At 55.6% G+C, this 15,594-nt stretch carries 19 protein-coding genes; 13 read left to right on the top strand and 6 right to left on the bottom strand.

Annotated features, from left to right (window positions below; genetic code table 11):
* Positions 1-3: 3 nt before the first annotated feature.
* Positions 4-687, bottom strand: coding sequence for a heavy metal response regulator transcription factor (locus CR155_RS09235; RefSeq protein ID WP_102069733.1), 684 nt, complete (start codon positions 685-687; stop codon positions 4-6).
* A 279-nt stretch (positions 688-966) separates the two neighbouring features.
* Between CR155_RS09235 and CR155_RS09230 the strand changes: the two genes are divergently transcribed.
* The 8 genes from CR155_RS09230 (at position 967) to CR155_RS09200 (ending at position 6,498) form a co-directional block, all read left to right on the top strand.
* On the top strand, positions 967-1,302 hold the full coding sequence (locus CR155_RS09230; protein ID WP_102069732.1) for a four-helix bundle copper-binding protein: 336 nt from the start codon (positions 967-969) through the stop codon (positions 1,300-1,302).
* Between the two features lie 330 nt (positions 1,303-1,632).
* Positions 1,633-1,899 (top strand): DUF2933 domain-containing protein, encoded by a 267-nt coding sequence (locus CR155_RS09225; protein ID WP_102069731.1) that lies wholly within the window; start codon positions 1,633-1,635, stop codon positions 1,897-1,899.
* Between the two features lie 249 nt (positions 1,900-2,148).
* A complete protein-coding gene (locus tag CR155_RS09220; protein WP_233214069.1) occupies positions 2,149-3,918 on the top strand; it encodes a copper resistance system multicopper oxidase in 1,770 nt (589 codons plus the stop codon).
* A complete protein-coding gene (locus CR155_RS21360) occupies positions 3,915-4,226 on the top strand; it encodes a hypothetical protein (protein ID WP_369406176.1) in 312 nt (103 codons plus the stop codon). The genes CR155_RS09220 and CR155_RS21360 overlap by 4 nt, the downstream gene beginning before the upstream one ends.
* Positions 4,227-4,308: 82 nt before the next feature.
* Positions 4,309-4,950, top strand: a complete 642-nt coding sequence (locus CR155_RS21355; protein ID WP_369406175.1) for a copper resistance protein B — start codon at positions 4,309-4,311, stop codon at positions 4,948-4,950.
* A 69-nt stretch (positions 4,951-5,019) separates the two neighbouring features.
* Entirely contained in the window at positions 5,020-5,529 is a 510-nt protein-coding gene (locus tag CR155_RS09210; protein ID WP_102069730.1) for a cupredoxin domain-containing protein, read from the top strand.
* Positions 5,530-5,543: 14 nt separating this feature from the next.
* On the top strand, positions 5,544-6,017 hold the full coding sequence (locus CR155_RS09205) for a c-type cytochrome (protein ID WP_143705192.1): 474 nt from the start codon (positions 5,544-5,546) through the stop codon (positions 6,015-6,017).
* A 61-nt stretch (positions 6,018-6,078) separates the two neighbouring features.
* Positions 6,079-6,498: a DUF411 domain-containing protein gene (locus tag CR155_RS09200; RefSeq protein WP_102069728.1), complete on the top strand. Its 420-nt coding sequence runs from the start codon at positions 6,079-6,081 to the stop codon at positions 6,496-6,498.
* 136 nt (positions 6,499-6,634) lie between these two features.
* Here CR155_RS09200 and CR155_RS09195 read toward each other — a convergent pair whose 3' ends face one another.
* Positions 6,635-7,120 (bottom strand): hypothetical protein, encoded by a 486-nt coding sequence (locus CR155_RS09195; RefSeq protein ID WP_102069727.1) that lies wholly within the window; start codon positions 7,118-7,120, stop codon positions 6,635-6,637.
* A gap of 168 nt (positions 7,121-7,288) precedes the next feature.
* On the bottom strand, positions 7,289-9,583 hold the full coding sequence (locus tag CR155_RS09190) for a heavy metal translocating P-type ATPase (protein ID WP_102069843.1): 2,295 nt from the start codon (positions 9,581-9,583) through the stop codon (positions 7,289-7,291).
* Positions 9,584-9,816: 233 nt separating this feature from the next.
* On the opposite strand from CR155_RS09190, the gene CR155_RS09185 reads away from it, so the two are divergent.
* The gene (locus tag CR155_RS09185) at positions 9,817-10,950 is read left to right on the top strand and encodes an ArsO family NAD(P)H-dependent flavin-containing monooxygenase (RefSeq protein ID WP_102069725.1); all 1,134 of its coding nucleotides are present in this window, start codon (positions 9,817-9,819) and stop codon (positions 10,948-10,950) included.
* On the opposite strand, the gene CR155_RS09180 is transcribed toward CR155_RS09185, so the two are convergent.
* The 3 genes from CR155_RS09180 to CR155_RS09170 all read right to left on the bottom strand — a co-directional run bounded on the left by CR155_RS09180 (position 10,910) and on the right by CR155_RS09170 (position 13,187).
* A complete protein-coding gene (locus CR155_RS09180; protein WP_102069724.1) occupies positions 10,910-12,196 on the bottom strand; it encodes an arsenic transporter in 1,287 nt (428 codons plus the stop codon). The two genes, CR155_RS09185 and CR155_RS09180, sit on opposite strands and share 41 nt — an antisense overlap.
* Positions 12,197-12,265: 69 nt before the next feature.
* Positions 12,266-12,787: an arsenate reductase ArsC gene (locus CR155_RS09175; RefSeq protein ID WP_102069722.1), complete on the bottom strand. Its 522-nt coding sequence runs from the start codon at positions 12,785-12,787 to the stop codon at positions 12,266-12,268.
* A 58-nt stretch (positions 12,788-12,845) separates the two neighbouring features.
* On the bottom strand, positions 12,846-13,187 hold the full coding sequence (locus CR155_RS09170) for an ArsR/SmtB family transcription factor (protein WP_102069720.1): 342 nt from the start codon (positions 13,185-13,187) through the stop codon (positions 12,846-12,848).
* A 39-nt stretch (positions 13,188-13,226) separates the two neighbouring features.
* On the opposite strand from CR155_RS09170, the gene arsC reads away from it, so the two are divergent.
* The 4 genes from arsC (at position 13,227) to CR155_RS09150 (ending at position 15,568) form a co-directional block, all read left to right on the top strand.
* A complete protein-coding gene (arsC, locus tag CR155_RS09165) occupies positions 13,227-13,658 on the top strand; it encodes an arsenate reductase (glutaredoxin) (RefSeq protein WP_102069719.1) in 432 nt (143 codons plus the stop codon).
* A 51-nt stretch (positions 13,659-13,709) separates the two neighbouring features.
* The gene (gene arsH / locus CR155_RS09160) at positions 13,710-14,468 is read left to right on the top strand and encodes an arsenical resistance protein ArsH (protein ID WP_102069718.1); all 759 of its coding nucleotides are present in this window, start codon (positions 13,710-13,712) and stop codon (positions 14,466-14,468) included.
* Positions 14,469-14,654: 186 nt separating this feature from the next.
* Positions 14,655-14,978 carry a PepSY domain-containing protein gene (locus tag CR155_RS09155; RefSeq protein WP_102069717.1) on the top strand — a complete coding sequence of 108 codons (324 nt, stop codon included), beginning with the start codon at positions 14,655-14,657 and terminating at the stop codon, positions 14,976-14,978.
* Positions 14,979-15,097: 119 nt separating this feature from the next.
* Positions 15,098-15,568, top strand: a complete 471-nt coding sequence (locus tag CR155_RS09150) for a DUF2271 domain-containing protein (RefSeq protein WP_102069716.1) — start codon at positions 15,098-15,100, stop codon at positions 15,566-15,568.
* Positions 15,569-15,594: the final 26 nt, after the last annotated feature.

Raw genomic sequence — 15,594 nt, 5'->3', positions numbered from 1 at the left:
AGGCTAGTCCAGGTGGCTCACATCGAGCATATATCCCATGCCGCGAACGGTATGAATAAGCTTCGGGTCATAGTCGTCGTCGATTTTGGCCCGTAGCCGCCGTATCGCGACATCAATGACATTGGTATCACTGTCAAAGTTCATATCCCAAACTTGGGAGGCAATCAGTGAGCGGGGCAATACCTCGCCCTGGCGCCTCACCAAAAGCTCCAGCAGGGCGAATTCCTTGTTTGTAAGGTTAATGCGCACACTTTGACGCTGAGCCCTGCGCCGGGGGATATCGAGGACGAGATCGGCTACTTGTAATTGATCCTGGAAGGAGGGCGCGGCGCCTCGCCGCAACAACGTACGGACGCGTGCCAGGAGTTCTGAGAAAGCGAAGGGCTTGACCAAGTAATCGTCAGCGCCCAATTCCAGCCCCTTGACCCGATCTTCCACGCTATCCCGGGCGGTCAGGAAAAGTACGGGCGTCGACGATTTGGCGTCGCGCAGCGCTTGCACGATGCGCCAACCATCAACGTCCGGCAGCATGACATCAAGGATAATCAAATCGTAAGACCCTGTCAGGGCCAGATGGTGGCCATCCAGGCCGGTGCGTGCGAGATCCACGACGAAGCCCGACTCCACGAGTCCTTGGCGGACGTAATCGCCTGTCTTGATCTCGTCCTCGACCACGAGCAACTTCATATAACTCCTCCGGGTAAGCCGATACGGTACGGTACGGCTTTAGAATGACTTAGCGTTAATGGACTGTAATTCGGCGGCGCTTACGTGAACATGACGCAAAGATTACAAAATTGTAATGTGTAGGCAGACTCGTAACCTATTACGGGCAGAAGGGGCACATAGATTCCAACATTTGACAGGCAGAACGCTTCTGCGTATGGCACTCGAATTGCTAGGCAACGGTGGCGGCTTTGTGAAATGGCCATGTGCAACCTCATTTGACCCTTATTGGAGATGAATATGTCCCATGAAAAGTTCCAATCTTGTATCGACGCTTGTTATGCCTGCGCGACAGCCTGTGACCATTGTGCAGCTTCGTGTCTCGCGGAACAGGACGTCAACAGTATGGCGCGCTGTATAAAACTGGATATGGATTGCGCTCAAATTTGTCGCTTGGCAGCCAGTTATATGGCCAGGGGCAGCGATTTCGCTCAAGCGCTTTGTCACCTGTGTGCGGATATTTGCCAAGCATGCGCAGATGAATGCGCCAAGCACAAAATGGATCATTGCCAACGCTGCGCCGAGGCTTGCAGGAGGTGTGCCGAAGAGTGCAAGCGGATGGCTCAAATGGCTTGAACACTCCACATTGCAGGATCGTTACTCCTATACCCTATGAATATGGACTTCGGGCGCCGGACGTTGTCCGGCCTCGTAGTTCACCATTCTTACAACTCCAGTGTAGAAAATCTCTTCCACGCCTAGTATGCGCTAAGGTAAGTCGATAACCACAATAGCGTCGCTTGATATGTGGCGACAGACAGGCGGCTTCCCCGACGCTCTTTCTCGAAAATTGCGAAGATGTAATGTGCCCGCAATCTGCCTGCAAGCATGGAATGGCTAAAGTAGGCTTTTCGCCAGACGTTCGCACTACAGAATAGCGAGCGTTAACTACAAGGAGAGCCGAAAATGAAATGCGATATGAAGGCAATGCTCAAAGCCGGTCTCGGGTTAGCCGTACTGATTGCGGGGGCCTACGCCGCGCTACCTGCTGCTCGTGAGTGGATTACGGCGGTGAGCCCTTTTTTATTTTTCCTCATCTGCCCGTTGATGATGTTTTTCATGATGAAGGGTATGCAATCGTGCCACAGCGATAACGAATCAAAAAAGAGCAAGGTTCCCCAGGCGCCAATACCGACAGTAGCTGCTGTTGGGGACCGCAATAAAGAATTGTGATGCCCGGACGGGTTGTGGAATCCAAACCAATTCATTCGTAACTTGATAGCCCTACTTGCCCTGGTAGTGGCGGGGCTGTTTGGCGTTGGCCCGGCCGCGCATACATGGCCATTGCATTACAGAAATGTAATGCGGCCGTCACGCACGTGACAGCCCGACTTGATTAAAGTTAAGAAAATTGATCGCGTGGTTTAACTAAACCGACCGACCATAGGGCTCAATAAACAACTCGTAATAGGACTCTCTCGCTTGAAACGCCTAACTTCGCTGGCCGCACTCCCCACGTTTTTGCCTCGACGTCGTTTCGTCCAAGGACTTGCCGCAGGTGGCATAGTGCTGGGCCTGTCGCCGTTCGCTCGGGCCGCCGGGCTGCGCCCGGACGGTACAAATACCGGCTCAGCCCCCGTGCTGAGCGGAACCGAGTTCACGCTGGACGTCGGTGTATCGCCCGTGAATTTCACCGGTAGTCCTCGCATGGCGACGACGGTCAATGGTTCGCTGCCCGCACCGACCTTACGCTGGCGCGAAGGCGATACGGTGACGATTCGGGTCCGGAACCGCCTGAAAGAAGCCACCTCGATCCACTGGCACGGCATCATCCTGCCATTTCAGATGGACGGCGTTCCCGGCATCAGTTTTACTGGAATTCCAGCGGGCGAAACGTTCACGTATCGGTTCAAGGTACAGCAAAGTGGCACGTATTGGTATCACTCGCACTCGGGTATGCAAGAAGCCACGGGCGTCTATGGGGCGATCATTATCGACCCAGCAGAAGCCGACCCCATACGGGTCGACCGCGAGTACGTCGTTCAACTCTCGGACTGGACCGACGAGGACCCAATGCGCGTCCTGGCCAAGCTCAAGACCCAGGGCGACTATTACAACTATAACCAGCCCACGGCGGTAGATTTCTTCCAGGACGTTTCCCGAATCGGTGTGAAGGCGGCTGTCGACAAGCGCAAGATGTGGAACGAAATGCGCATGAATCCAACCGACCTGGCGGACTTGTCCGCCAGCGTGCTTACCTATCTGATGAACGGCACGACCCCTGCGGGCAACTGGACGGGGCTCTTTCGACCGGGCGAACGCTTGCGGCTGCGCTTTATCAACGGCGCGGCCAATACCTTCTATGACGTGCGAATCCCCGGCCTTGGCCTGACAGTAGTTCAGGCTGACGGTGTGAATGTCGAGCCGGTGACGGTCGATGAGTTCCGATTCGGACCTGGGGAAACCTATGATGTGGTGGTGCAGCCCAAGGATGACGCTTACACCGTTTATGCTCAAGCCATGGACCGCACGGGATATGCGCGCGGTACGCTAGCCTCGCATGCTGGACTCCATGCGCCCGTCCCGACCCTCGACCCGGCAGAATGGTTGACCATGACCGACATGATGGGTGCGATGGACGGAAGTACAGGGGCGATGAGTCATGCTGCGGCGAATCAACCCTCCATGGTCGGCATGAACCATGGCGCAATGCCAGCGACTGGGGCGAGCGCCCAAGTGCGCCATGCTAGAACAGAGTATGGCGCAAGCGCCGATATGCGGGTAGACACGCCACGGACTAATCTGGACGATCCCGGAATTGGACTGCGTAACAACGGCCGACGCGTGCTTACGCTCTCTGATTTGCACACCTTGGGCGGTGCGATGGATCCGCGCGGGGCGGAGCGCGAACTCGAGCTCCACCTGACTGGAAACATGGAGCGCTATGCATGGTCGTTCGATGGCGTGGAGTTCGGCAAATCAACGCCGGTGCATTTCCGGTACGGCGAACGGGTCAGAGTCATCTTGCACAACGACACCATGATGACGCATCCCATGCATCTGCATGGCATGTGGAGTGAACTGGAAACTCCCAGCGGGCAATTTCAGGCGCGGCGTCACACAATTCCCGTGCAGCCAGCGCAACGGATCAGCTTCCTTGTAACCGCTGACGCCCTGGGGCGCTGGGCCTGGCATTGTCACCTGATGCTACATATGGATGCGGGCATGTTTCGTGAAGTGGTGGTGGCATGAAGACAATCAGCGACACGTCAGGCATTCTGGTTTTGAAGAAGCAATTAAAGGGGAAACTCCTTACCGTGGCAATCGCTGCAGTAGGCGCGGTACCCATCTTTGCCCATGCGCAGGCGCATCAGGGACACGGGGCCATGAACATGCAAAGCAAGCAGGCTGACTCGGTGAAGAGCTCGCCCACAATGCCGCAGGGCGTAGCCGACACCGGGGCACCGTCAACGGCTGGCTCCATGGGTGGGATGGACCATGGGGCGGGCGTCATGGATCACCGCGATATGCAGATGCAAGGGGGGGGCGGCGCCGCCTGATGCCCGTGATCCGGATGCCTACTCCGGCGGTTACGCCCGAAATGCAGGCAAGTATGCGTTGCCGCCCGAGGATGCCCTGATCATGTCGGACATGCACAACTTCGCATCAGTCAGGTTTGACCGGCTTGAGTACGTGAAGGCGCGAGGCGAGGAGTGGGGGGGTTATGAGGGCGAAGCCTGGTACGGCAGCACCTATGACAGGGCGGTCATCAAAGCTGAGGGCGAAGTCGCGCGCGGCAAACTGCAAGACTCCGAGACGCAACTGCTTTGGCGTCATGCGGTTTCAACGTTTTGGGACACCGAACTGGGTTTCCGTTTCGACCATGGCCAAGGGGCGCCGAACCGGAAATGGCTTGCGTTTGGCGTTAAAGGGCTTGCGCCTTACTGGTTCGAGGTAGACGCCACCGCCTATGTCGGCCCAAGCGGTCGAACCGCATTGGGCTTAAGTGTTGAATACGACATATTGCTCACACAAAAACTTTATCTCCAGCCGAGTGTGGAAATGAATTTTTATGGCAAAGACGACGAACGCCGGGGTATTGGTAGCGGGCTGACAGATGGCACCGCAGGCTTGCGGCTCAAGTATGAAGTCACCCGTCAGTTTGTTCCCTACATTGGGGTGGAGTGGTCCAGCAAGTTTGGTAAGACGGCGGATTATGCACGTGCCGTGGGCGAGGCCAAGCAGGAAACCCGTTTTGTTGCCGGTTTAAGTTTCAGATTTTGACGTTACCTTTTCCCATGGGTGGCGCGACAGCGGCCGCCCCGTTTACTAAACGATAAGAGAGTATTCACAATGAAAACATTCCTTTCCATCGTGGCTTTGAGCCTGCTTCCGACCCTGGCATCGGCCGCGGGTAGCCATGCCGGCGGGCGCGCTGCGCCAGTGCATGGCATGCCTGGACACGATATGTCCACGATGTCAAAAGCACCGTCCCCGACAGGTCAGCCTGGCGATCCGGCGAAAGTAGCCCGCACAATCGAACTGACCATGGACGATACAATGCGGTTCACGCCTGGCGAGATACAGGTTGGTGCTGGCGAGACTGTTCGTTTCTTTATCAAGAACACCGGGAAAATTCCTCATGAAATGGTGATCGGATCCATTGCCGAGCTACAGGCCCACGCAGCCGACATGCGAAAAATGCCCGGAATGCAACATGCGGAGCCTAATATGATTACCTTGGCGCCGGGCAAAATAGGCGGCCTCGTGTGGCAATTCGACCAGGCAGGCACCGTCGATTTCGCTTGTCTGATTCCTGGCCACATGGAAGCCGGAATGGTTGGCAAGGTAAAGGTCAGCTGAGTTAACACATAGTAATGACACAGAAAAAATTGATTCTCGGGGTGGTCGGCGTAGTCATAATAGGAGCCGCGGCTCTTCTTTACGGCACTATGCGACAATCGCCTCCCGCATTCATCGATCCGTCAGATCAGACTCTTGTGATGCAAGGCAGGGCGGTCTATGCTAACAATTGCGCGGCCTGCCACGGCGAGTCGCTCCAAGGCCAGTCGAACTGGCGTGAACGCTTGCCAAATGGAAAGCTTCCCGCTCCACCGCACGACAAGACCGGCCATACTTGGCACCATCCCGATGCGATGCTAATCGATATGGTGAAAAACGGCTTGGTACCAGGCAAGACGGCCCCTCCGGGTTATGTCAGCGACATGCCTGCATATGGCCTCGCCTTATCCGACAAGGACATCATTGCCGTGCTCGCATATATCAAAAGTTCGTGGCCGCCTAAGGTCCTGCAGGCACAGAGAGAAGTGACATTACAGCGGCAAAACTAAACGGGCTTTGTTATGGTCTGTCCTATCAGCCCAATACCCATTTTTTCTCGGAGTACATTTCATGAAATTCTGGCTCGCAGCGGTTGCCTGGTCGGCCGCGTCGTCCTTCGCACATGCCGCCGCCGGCACGGCCATCACGGTCTATCAGGATCCCAACTGCGGATGCTGCTCCGGTTGGGTCGAGCATATGCGTGAGTCCGGCTTTGACGTGACAGCCATAAAGACGGCCGACATGACATCGATCAAGCAGAAGCTGGGCGTGCCATCAAATCTCGGCTCGTGCCATACGGGCGTGGTGAAAGACACGGGGCAGATAATTGAGGGTCATGTGCCAGCCAATGCGGTGCGCAAGCTTTTGACGGATATATCCATAACAGGCGTTTCGGCGCCCGGTATGCCGCTGAACGCTCCGGGCATGGGGAAGCTCGACGGCAACCTGATCACTGTGGATTTCGCTGGTAAACCGTTTTCGCAAGACTGACACTGCGTGGAGAAGGAAAGAGCGGGGTTATGCAGTCGGGCCTATTCGGCTTCCGTTTCGCAACCCCCTGGAACCTTTCCGTGCCCATGTTGAACTACCTTTCTATCGGGTAGCTGGAGTCCTTTAGCTGGATCTACTATCGGGTTGTCGCAGGGGGTGCGGACATTCGATCGACCATCAATTGCATCATCGATTCCATCATGTCCATGCGCTTCAACATCATCGTGTGATCTGCAGCGGATGGTACGGTCGGGGAACCGCTTGATGTTTTCTCCGGCATAGTATTCATCATTCGCATCCCGCGCATTTCAGCAGAGGCCATGCCCATCATTTGCATGCTCTCGTGCATCAAGTTATGGTGTTTGGACATGAGTGCTTGGCGCTCATCGGGGCTTGCGTTCTGAAATTTTTCGTGAAGGTCGTGCATAGCCTTTATTTGCGTAGCCATGTCTTTTTCCAGCGACGCGCTATCTGCCCGAATTGATGGAGTGGGGTTTGGGGCTTGACCTGTGGTAGCGGCGTCGGGGTGGTGGACGTTGTGCTCGTCTGGAGTTTGAGCCCATGATAAAGTGCTCGCGGAAGTCAGGAGGATAGTAAAAACAACTGTACGCAGGTTTTTCATGACGTTGGTCCTTGCCGACAATTAGCCAAGGGCTTGGCTACTGGCTTTACTATACGGACCATGGTCTGACAGCGAGATGTCGCGACCATTACAAGATCGTAATGGCCGGGGCTTGTTCAGTACCCGACTACTCTTACCAGATTCGAAGATGCGAAAAGGGCTTGAGCTTTATACGGATTTTCGTAGTCGTAAAGCGTTGAATACGACAGACACCGAACTCAAACTCATCGCGAGGGCGGCGAACATGGGAGATAGCAAGAGCCCAGTAAACGGATAAAGAACACCTGCGGCCAGCGGCACCCCAAGCGCGTTGTAGATGAACGCGAAGCCCAAATTCTGTTTCATATTGGCGATGGTTTTGTCCGATAAATGACGCGCTATCGAAATCCCGCGCAAGTCGCCCTTGACCAGGGTGACTTGCGCGCTGTTCATGGCCACGTCGGTTCCCGTACCCATTGCAATTCCCACATTTGCTTTAGCCAGGGCAGGCGCGTCGTTGATGCCGTCGCCCGCCATTGCAACAATCCGACCTTCCGATTGAAGCTTACTGACGAGTTCGAGCTTGTCAGCGGGCTTAACCTCGCCATGAACTTCGTCGATTCCCAATCGTTGCGCTACGGCTTTAGCGGTGGAAACACCGTCTCCGGTTGCCATGATGACGCGAATTCCTGCTGCCTTAAGCTCTTGCAGGGCTTCCGGGGTGCTCTTTTTGATTGGATCCGATACAGCCAGCAAACCTGATAAATGGCCATCCACCGCCAGAAACATGACGCTTGCACCCGTTTTTCGCAGCGATTCGGCGGTGCTGGCCCTTAACGTGACGTCAATGTCTTCCTGATCCATGAGGGCGGTATTGCCCAGGGCCAGCCTTTTTCCATCCACCCGACCGCGCACGCCAATACCGCTGCCCGATTCAAAATCGTTGACTGCGCTAAGGCTCAAACCGCGTTCCCGGGCCGCGTTGACAATAGCGTCCGCCAAGGGGTGTTCGCTACCCTGATCCAGGCTTGCTGCCAGCCGCAGCACTTCGTCGGCTTCCATATCGCCAACGGGGATGGCTTGCTCAAATGCGGGCCTACCTTCTGTCAAGGTGCCCGTCTTATCGACGATCAAGGTATCAACTTTGCGGAAGTTCTCGATGGCTGCCGCGTCGCGAAATAGAACCCCTTGAGTGGCGCCACGGCCGGTGGCCACCATGATGGACATGGGCGTGGCCAATCCGAGTGCGCAGGGGCATGCAATAATCAACACGGCCACCGCGTTAATCAAGCCGTAAACCCAACTCGGCTGAGGTCCAAAAAGACCCCACAACACCAGGGTAAAAATCGCGATAGCTACGACAGCCATCACAAAATAACCGGCAACGATATCTGCCATGCGTTGCATTGGCGCGCGCGAGCGTTGCGCTTGCGCTACAAGTTGGACGATTTGCGAGAGCACCGTGGCGGAACCCACTTTTTCGGCCCGTATCACCAAAGCGCCGGACGTATTCATTGTTGCGCCGATCACCTTGTCCCCGGGCCGTTTGCTGACGGGCAGAGACTCCCCGGTGAGCATCGACTCGTCCAGGGAGCTGGCGCCATCTTCAACAACGCCGTCAACGGGGACTTTCTCACCGGGGCGCACGCGTAAACGATCGCCCTCATGAACGTGCCCTAACGGTATGTCTTCCTCTGTGCCATCCGGATTAATGCGACGCGCTGTTTTAGGCGCCAGCCCAAGCAGCGACTTTATGGCAGCCGAAGTTTGCGAGCGCGCCCGCAGCTCGAGGATTTGGCCAAACAGAGTCAGGGAGATGATGACCACGGCGGCTTCAAAGTAAACGGCGACTCGCCCCATGGACATAAAGGTTTCCGGAAAAAGCCCCGGCGTCACTGTCGCCATAACGCTATAGACGAACGCAGCCGCAGTGCCAAGACCAATGAGCGTCCACATGTTTGGACTGCGGTTGATCACTGATTGCCAGCCGCGCACAAAGAAGGGCTGACCGGCCCATAACACCACAGGCAGGGACAGTACTAGTTCTACCCAGGTCTGCGTCGCCATGCTGAACCATGCGAGTTGATGCCCGAACATGGCAAGGACTGTGACGATGACGGTAAATGGGAGCGTCCACCAGAAACGGCGCGTAAAATCCTTCAGTTCCGGATTGTCGTCTTCCAGACTAGGCATCAGCGGCTCCAGCGCCATGCCGCATTTCGGGCAGCTTCCTGGATGATCTTGTTGGATTTCGGGATGCATGGGACAGGTATAGATGGTGCCTGGAGCCGTTTGCTCTATCGCTATTTCGCTTTTGTCTTTTTGTATGAATTTGTCGGGATCGCTGTTGAACGCTCCCATGCACTTGGCGCTGCAGAAATAGATGGGCTTCCCGCCGTGTTCGATATGGTGCGGAGAGCTTTCCGTCACGCGCATACCGCAAACGGGATCCGTGAGCTCCAGCCCGGCAACAGCCGCCGTCATATCGTGGTGGTGATGTTCGCGATGTTGTTCAGAGTTCTTTGGTGTCATGATGATTACGACCTTCACGCAAATAGTGCCGGTGCGGCCCCTCTATAGTCGATGCGCGAAGGACTGCGCCAATTGGAAGCCTCATCATGCCATATAGACGCGGGTTTGGAGTCTGTACTCGGCCTACCGATGCATTACAATTTTGTCATGTCCGGCAAGCGGTCGACACATAAGGTAAGACGGTCATGGCAGAGCAGGTACAGCAGCAATACGCGGAAGACTTGTCGATTACGACAACCCGGGGAAATGCCGATGTGGTGATCGTTGGCGGCGGCCAGTCCGCACTGACGGTGGCCTATTTTTTACGACGAACGCCTTTAAGCGTCGTGATACTCGATAACGGCGAGGGACCGGGTGGTGCGTGGGTCCATGGCTGGGATTCGCTGCGTTTATTCTCTCCTGCACAGTGGAGCTCCTTGCCGGGATGGGGCATGCCCACGACAGAGGGCTACCCGACGCGCGATGACATCGTCAGTTACCTGGCGCAGTACGAGAAACGCTATGATTTTTCCGTGAAACGGCCGGTGACAGTAACGGACATTCTCCGCGAAAACGACGGATTTACTGTGCATACGGACCAAGGCTTATGGCGCGCACGCGCCGTCGTCAGCACAACGGGCACCTGGAGCCACCCCTTCATCCCAACCTATCCTGGTCAATCGACTTTTGCCGGCTTGCAGATACATTCATCGCAGTACCGAAATGCCGCGGCCTTTGTCGGTAAGAGGGTGCTCGTCGTAGGAGGAGGGAATTCGGGTGCGCAGATCTTGGCGGAAGTGTCGGGTGTGGCCAAGACCACATGGGTCACACAGACCGAGCCGGTCTTTCTGCCGGACGATGTGGATGGTCGCGTGCTGTTCGAGCGTGCCACAGCCAAATGGAAAGCGCAGCAAGAAGGACGCCTATTGCAAGACCCTCCCGGTGGCTTGGGCGACGTGGTTATGGTCGAGCCAGTAAAGTTGGCGCGCGAGCGTGGTGTTCTGCACGCAGTGCATCCGTTTCTGGCGTTCACGGATAGCGGTGTGATCTGGCAGGATGGATCACGCACGGTATTCGATGCCGTTATTTGGTGCACCGGCTTTCGCCCAGCATTGCAGCATTTAACGTCGCTGAATATCGTCGACGCGGACGGCAAGGTTGCTCTTTCCGGCACCCAGTCAGTAGAGGTGCCGGGTCTATGGTTCGTTGGCTATGGAGAATGGACTGGTTTTGCATCCGCGACATTGGTCGGTGGGATGCGTTATGCCAAGGCCACTGCACTTGAATTAGCCCAGGTCCTTATAACGCGCCCAAGCGTATCGCAAGAGCGGCTAGGGTGACGAGCAATACGGGTAGCGTCAGCACGATACCGACTCGGAAGTAATATCCCCACGTAATCGTCATCCCTTTGCGCGACAAGACGTGTAGCCACAGCAGTGTAGCCAGGCTGCCGATAGGCGTGATCTTGGGTCCAAGGTCGCTGCCAATAACATTGGCGTAAATCATGGCTTCCCTGACCACGCCGGTGGCCTGGCTTGCTTCAATCGAGAGTGCGCCCACCAGGACAGTAGGCAAATTATTCATGACGGACGAAAGCAGGGCGGTCAGTACACCGGTGCCCAACGTTGCCGCCCACAATCCGTGGTCAGCAAGATAGTCGAGCAATCCTGCGATCATTTCCGTCAACCCGGCATTGCGCAGTCCATAGACGACGAGGTACATGCCTAGCGAGAAAATCACGATAGACCAAGGCGCTTCCCGCACGACTTTGCGCGTGCTGATTATGTGCCCGCGTCCTGCAACGAAAAGCAATGCCACCGCGCCCAAGGCGGCGATGGCACTGACCGGAATGCCAACGCCTTCAAGGGTAAAAAAACCGATCAGCAGCAACCCCAGCACTATCCACCCCGCACGAAAGGTCGCCAGATCGCGTATGGCTGTTTTGGGCTCCTTGAGCAGGCCGTCGTCATAGCGTATGGGAATACTGCGGCGGAAATACAGCATCAGAACCAACAGCGTGGCTGCAACGGCGACAACGTTGACCGGAATCATCACTGCGGCATATCGCGCGAAGCTGATGTTGAAAAAATCAGCAGATACGATATTGACGAGATTGGATACAACCAGCGGAAGGCTGCCGGTATCGGCAATGAAGCCCGCTGCCATAACAAACGCTAGTGTTGCGGCGGGACTGAAACCTAATGCCAGCAGCATAGCCATTACGATAGGCGTCATGATCAGGGCAGCGCCGTCATTGGCGAAGAACGCGGACACCGCAGCTCCCAGCAATACAATCAGGGCGAACAGACGACGACCACGCCCTCCACCCCATCTGGCGACGTGCAGTGCTGTCCACGTGAAAAAACCGGCTTCATCCAGGAGCAGACTGATAATGATGATGGCCACGAACGTAGCGGTAGCATTCCAGACAATCTGCCAGACAACGGGTATGTCGCTGAGGCTGACTGCACCGAAAGACAGTGCAAGCACCGCGCCGATTGAGGCGCTCCAACCAATATTCAAGCCGCGCGGCTGCCAAATAACCAGAACAATGGTGACAACAAAAATCAATAGTGCGACAAGCACGTTGTATCTCTCTTTACGACTATCGGGAAGGCGCCGCGCACCGTCGCGTCATGCGCGTGCATCGAGTCATTAAGACGTGATGGTGCTCGTGCGCGTGGCTGGACTGCCCAAGGCGTCGAGCTCGCGCTTGATTGCCACGCGGTCCAGAGTGGCTAAAGGCAGGCTATTGAAAATCCTGATGCGGCTGGCGATTTGGCGAAATATTTTGTCGAAGAACACGCGCTTCTCTTGGGCAGATCCCCCAAAGGTGGATGGATCCTCAAAGCCCCAGTGCGCGGTAATCGGTTGTCCCGGCCACAGTGGGCATTGCTCGCCAGCCGCGCTATCGCAAAGCGTGATGACAAAGTCCATATGCGGCGCGCCCGGACGAGAGAATTCATCCCAACTTTTGCTGCGTAAGCCATCAGTTGGTAGATGAGTCGCCTGAAGGACTTCGAGAGCCAGGGGATTTACGTGGCCGCTGGGACGGCTGCCAGCGCTGTATCCCTTGAAACGATTTTCGCCGAAAGAGTTCAGCAGCACCTCGGCCATGATGCTGCGTGCTGAATTGCCCGTACATAGAAAAAGAACATTGAAGATTTTATCCGACATGGTGGGTGGTTCCTATGTTACGGGTGGCGGACTTACTGACACGTGGTTCAGAGAATGTCTAGGAGTGGGCTTTATGTGGAGCGGGGCAAGCGTCGGCATTCACGGACAAGCACGGATTACCGCCACAACAGTTGTCGGTAAGATAGGCCAAAAGTGAATTCATGGTTTCATATTCCGCCGAGTAAAAGACGAAACGGCCTTCTTGACGCGACGATAACAGGCCAGCATTAACCAATTCTTTCAGGTGAAAGGAAAGTGAGGAGGGCGCGATCCCCACCAATTCGGACAATCGCCCAGCAGGCAGCCCGGACGGCCCGGCCTGCACCAAGTAACGATAGGTTTCCAGGCGAGACTCATGTGCGATAGCGGCAAGCGCCCGGACTATACTTTTAGTTTCCATTGATCAATAATACTCGAAATATTAAAATTTAGGAATCCCATGGACACCATCACGATTTACCATAATCCCAACTGCGGGACTTCGCGCAATACACTTGCCTTAATCCGCAATGCGGGTATCGAGCCCACCATAATCGAATACCTGCAAACTCCTCCATCACGTGAGGTGCTTACTGATTTAATCAAACGTGCCGGGTTAACAGTGCGCCAGGCGCTGCGTGAAAAAGGCACCCCGTTCTTCGAATTAGGTCTTGATAATATGGCGCTCACGGATGTGCAATTGCTCGACGCGATACAAGAGCATCCTGTCCTGATGAACCGACCTTTTGTTGTTGCACCCTTGGGAGTGCGTCTGTGCCGGCCGTCGGAACTCGTCCTGGATATCCTTCCGCGGGACCAACAGGGACCGTTTACCAAAGAAGACGGAGAAGTTGTCATCGATGAGCTCGGCCGGCGAGTTCGCCAGGCGTAGCCGATACGCTAACACGCCATTTAGCACTTTTCCCGGAAGTTTGAGATACTTATGAGCCCCTATTGTTCACCCCACGACTTGACCTTGCCATTGGTGGATGACGCCTTATTGGATATCCCGACCTCTGAGAAACTTTCCTTGCAGGCTGCGGCAAGGCACCCGCCGCGTATCCTCTTACTGTACGGCTCGTTGCGCGAGCGCTCGTACAGTCGCCTCCTTACCGAAGAAGCGGCGCGCATCCTCATCCGTCTGGGTGCCGAGGCCAGAATATTTGACCCGCGTGGATTACCGATGCCCGACAGTGTTCCGGCAGATCATCCTAAAGTCGCCGAATTGCGTGCATTATCAAACTGGTCGGAGGGCCAGGTATGGTGCAGTCCGGAACGCCACGGAACGTTGACGGGGGTATTCAAGAGCCAAATAGATTGGCTGCCGCTTGAGATGGGAAGCGTGCGTCCCACACAAGGTCGCACGCTTGCCCTAATGCAGGTCAGCGGCGGCTCCCAGTCCTTTAACGCAGTGAATGCGCTGCGCATTCTGGGACGCTGGATGCGGATGGTGACAATTCCCAATCAGTCGTCGGTGGCCAAAGCCTTTCAGGAATTCGATGAAAACGGGAGGATGAAGTCCTCGCCGTATTATGACCGCGTCGTCGATGTGATGGAGGAACTCATGAAGTTCACCTTGCTGGTTCGGGACCGCGGCGATTACCTGACCGACCGGTACAGCGAACGCAAAGGAGTAGCTGCCGAGGTTGCCCGCCTGGCGGAGCGCGCCATGGAGCAAGAGGAAGAAGCGACTGGAAAATAGATCCGTGGTGTAGAAGCAGTATGTGGTTGTTCCGAGTTTTTCCGGCGCTGCGAAGGTCGGGTCGCAGGTGTGATGACCTTTATCAATTCCCCGGTTTGTAAACCGCTGAAATGTTGATTTTGATCAATATTCAGGCGATTGCGAAGGGCCATGATGAACATCAGGAACTTCAATGGGTAAGTGATTATGAAGCCTCGAATCTTGGCTGCGACCGTGCTGGCTGGTTTGCTTATCAGCAGCGCCGCAATGGCGGACACCGACTGTGATGCTCCCATAGCTCTGTGGCAGCCGCGCGAAGTGTTGCGCCAGCAGCTTGAGCAGCGGGGCTGGACGATACACCGCATCAAGGTGGACGATGGCTGCTATGAGGTCAAAGGCAAGGACCATCTGGGAAACAAGTTCAAAGCCAAATTTTCACCTGATACTCTACGCATCCGTGAACTCGAAATCAGCTTCAATCGGCATGGAGAAGCCTATGACTACCTCGACCATGGCCGAAAAGCCGAATGAAGGTTTCGATCTTGGGGCGCCACTGTAACAAATACGCTGAACCACTTCCAAATGCGACGTAAAAAATCTTCATCACGCAGAATCAACGTGCAATCATCGAATCGATCCGGAGATTCATCATGAACAAATTAGCTGTCTCGCTTTGTTTGGTTGGCGCCATGGCACTGCCCGTTCTGGTGCACGCGCGTCCAGTGACCTTGACTACTCAATTGAAAAACTATAACGGTGATGGCGCATATCTGGCAATTTATGTGACCGATGCCAATGGCCAGTATAAGAAGACGCTGTGGGTTGCTGGCAAGAAGGCCAAATACTATAAAAACCTGCGTGACTGGGCGCGCGGCAGCGGCTTGAAAGCCAGCGAGTTTGACGGCGTCAGTGGGGCTAGCGTTGGAAGTGGGAGCACCTTGAAAGTCACGGTCGAACTGGCTGACGCGCTGATAGATGCTGGCTATGAAATACGCGTGGACAGCGCGGTCGAAGACCAGCGCGACAACCCTGCTGATGTGCGCGCGCCGCTAACTGCTCAGGGCGCCGGCAAACCTGTGACGGGGCGCGGCTACGTGAAGTCTTTCACTTACGACATGTGAGCGCATCCCGATCCGGAGACATTCCC

Source organism: Pollutimonas nitritireducens (assembly GCF_002849615.1).
Classification (GTDB): Bacteria; Pseudomonadota; Gammaproteobacteria; order Burkholderiales; family Burkholderiaceae_B; genus Pollutimonas; species Pollutimonas nitritireducens.
Note: the sequence above shows the minus strand (reverse complement) of the source record. Positions and strands in the feature narration are given on the sequence as shown.

Bases quoted from the DNA above. Each gene is read 5' to 3' on its own strand.
- arsH (WP_102069718.1), top strand. From the start codon at position 13,710: ATGAGCCCCTATTGTTCACCCCACGACTTGACCTTGCCATTGGTGGAT.
- CR155_RS21355 (WP_369406175.1), top strand. From the start codon at position 4,309: ATGTCGGACATGCACAACTTCGCATCAGTCAGGTTTGACCGGCTTGAG.
- CR155_RS09155 (WP_102069717.1), top strand. From the start codon at position 14,655: ATGAAGCCTCGAATCTTGGCTGCGACCGTGCTGGCTGGTTTGCTTATC.
- CR155_RS09205 (WP_143705192.1), top strand. From the start codon at position 5,544: ATGACACAGAAAAAATTGATTCTCGGGGTGGTCGGCGTAGTCATAATA.
- CR155_RS09200 (WP_102069728.1), top strand. From the start codon at position 6,079: ATGAAATTCTGGCTCGCAGCGGTTGCCTGGTCGGCCGCGTCGTCCTTC.
- CR155_RS21360 (WP_369406176.1), top strand. From the start codon at position 3,915: ATGAAGACAATCAGCGACACGTCAGGCATTCTGGTTTTGAAGAAGCAA.
- CR155_RS09225 (WP_102069731.1), top strand. From the start codon at position 1,633: ATGAAATGCGATATGAAGGCAATGCTCAAAGCCGGTCTCGGGTTAGCC.
- CR155_RS09190 (WP_102069843.1), bottom strand. From the start codon at position 9,583: ATGACGGCGGCTGTTGCCGGGCTGGAGCTCACGGATCCCGTTTGCGGT.
- CR155_RS09210 (WP_102069730.1), top strand. From the start codon at position 5,020: ATGAAAACATTCCTTTCCATCGTGGCTTTGAGCCTGCTTCCGACCCTG.
- CR155_RS09185 (WP_102069725.1), top strand. From the start codon at position 9,817: ATGGCAGAGCAGGTACAGCAGCAATACGCGGAAGACTTGTCGATTACG.
- arsC (WP_102069719.1), top strand. From the start codon at position 13,227: ATGGACACCATCACGATTTACCATAATCCCAACTGCGGGACTTCGCGC.
- CR155_RS09170 (WP_102069720.1), bottom strand. From the start codon at position 13,187: ATGGAAACTAAAAGTATAGTCCGGGCGCTTGCCGCTATCGCACATGAG.
- CR155_RS09195 (WP_102069727.1), bottom strand. From the start codon at position 7,120: ATGAAAAACCTGCGTACAGTTGTTTTTACTATCCTCCTGACTTCCGCG.
- CR155_RS09230 (WP_102069732.1), top strand. From the start codon at position 967: ATGTCCCATGAAAAGTTCCAATCTTGTATCGACGCTTGTTATGCCTGC.
- CR155_RS09150 (WP_102069716.1), top strand. From the start codon at position 15,098: ATGAACAAATTAGCTGTCTCGCTTTGTTTGGTTGGCGCCATGGCACTG.
- CR155_RS09235 (WP_102069733.1), bottom strand. From the start codon at position 687: ATGAAGTTGCTCGTGGTCGAGGACGAGATCAAGACAGGCGATTACGTC.
- CR155_RS09175 (WP_102069722.1), bottom strand. From the start codon at position 12,787: ATGTCGGATAAAATCTTCAATGTTCTTTTTCTATGTACGGGCAATTCA.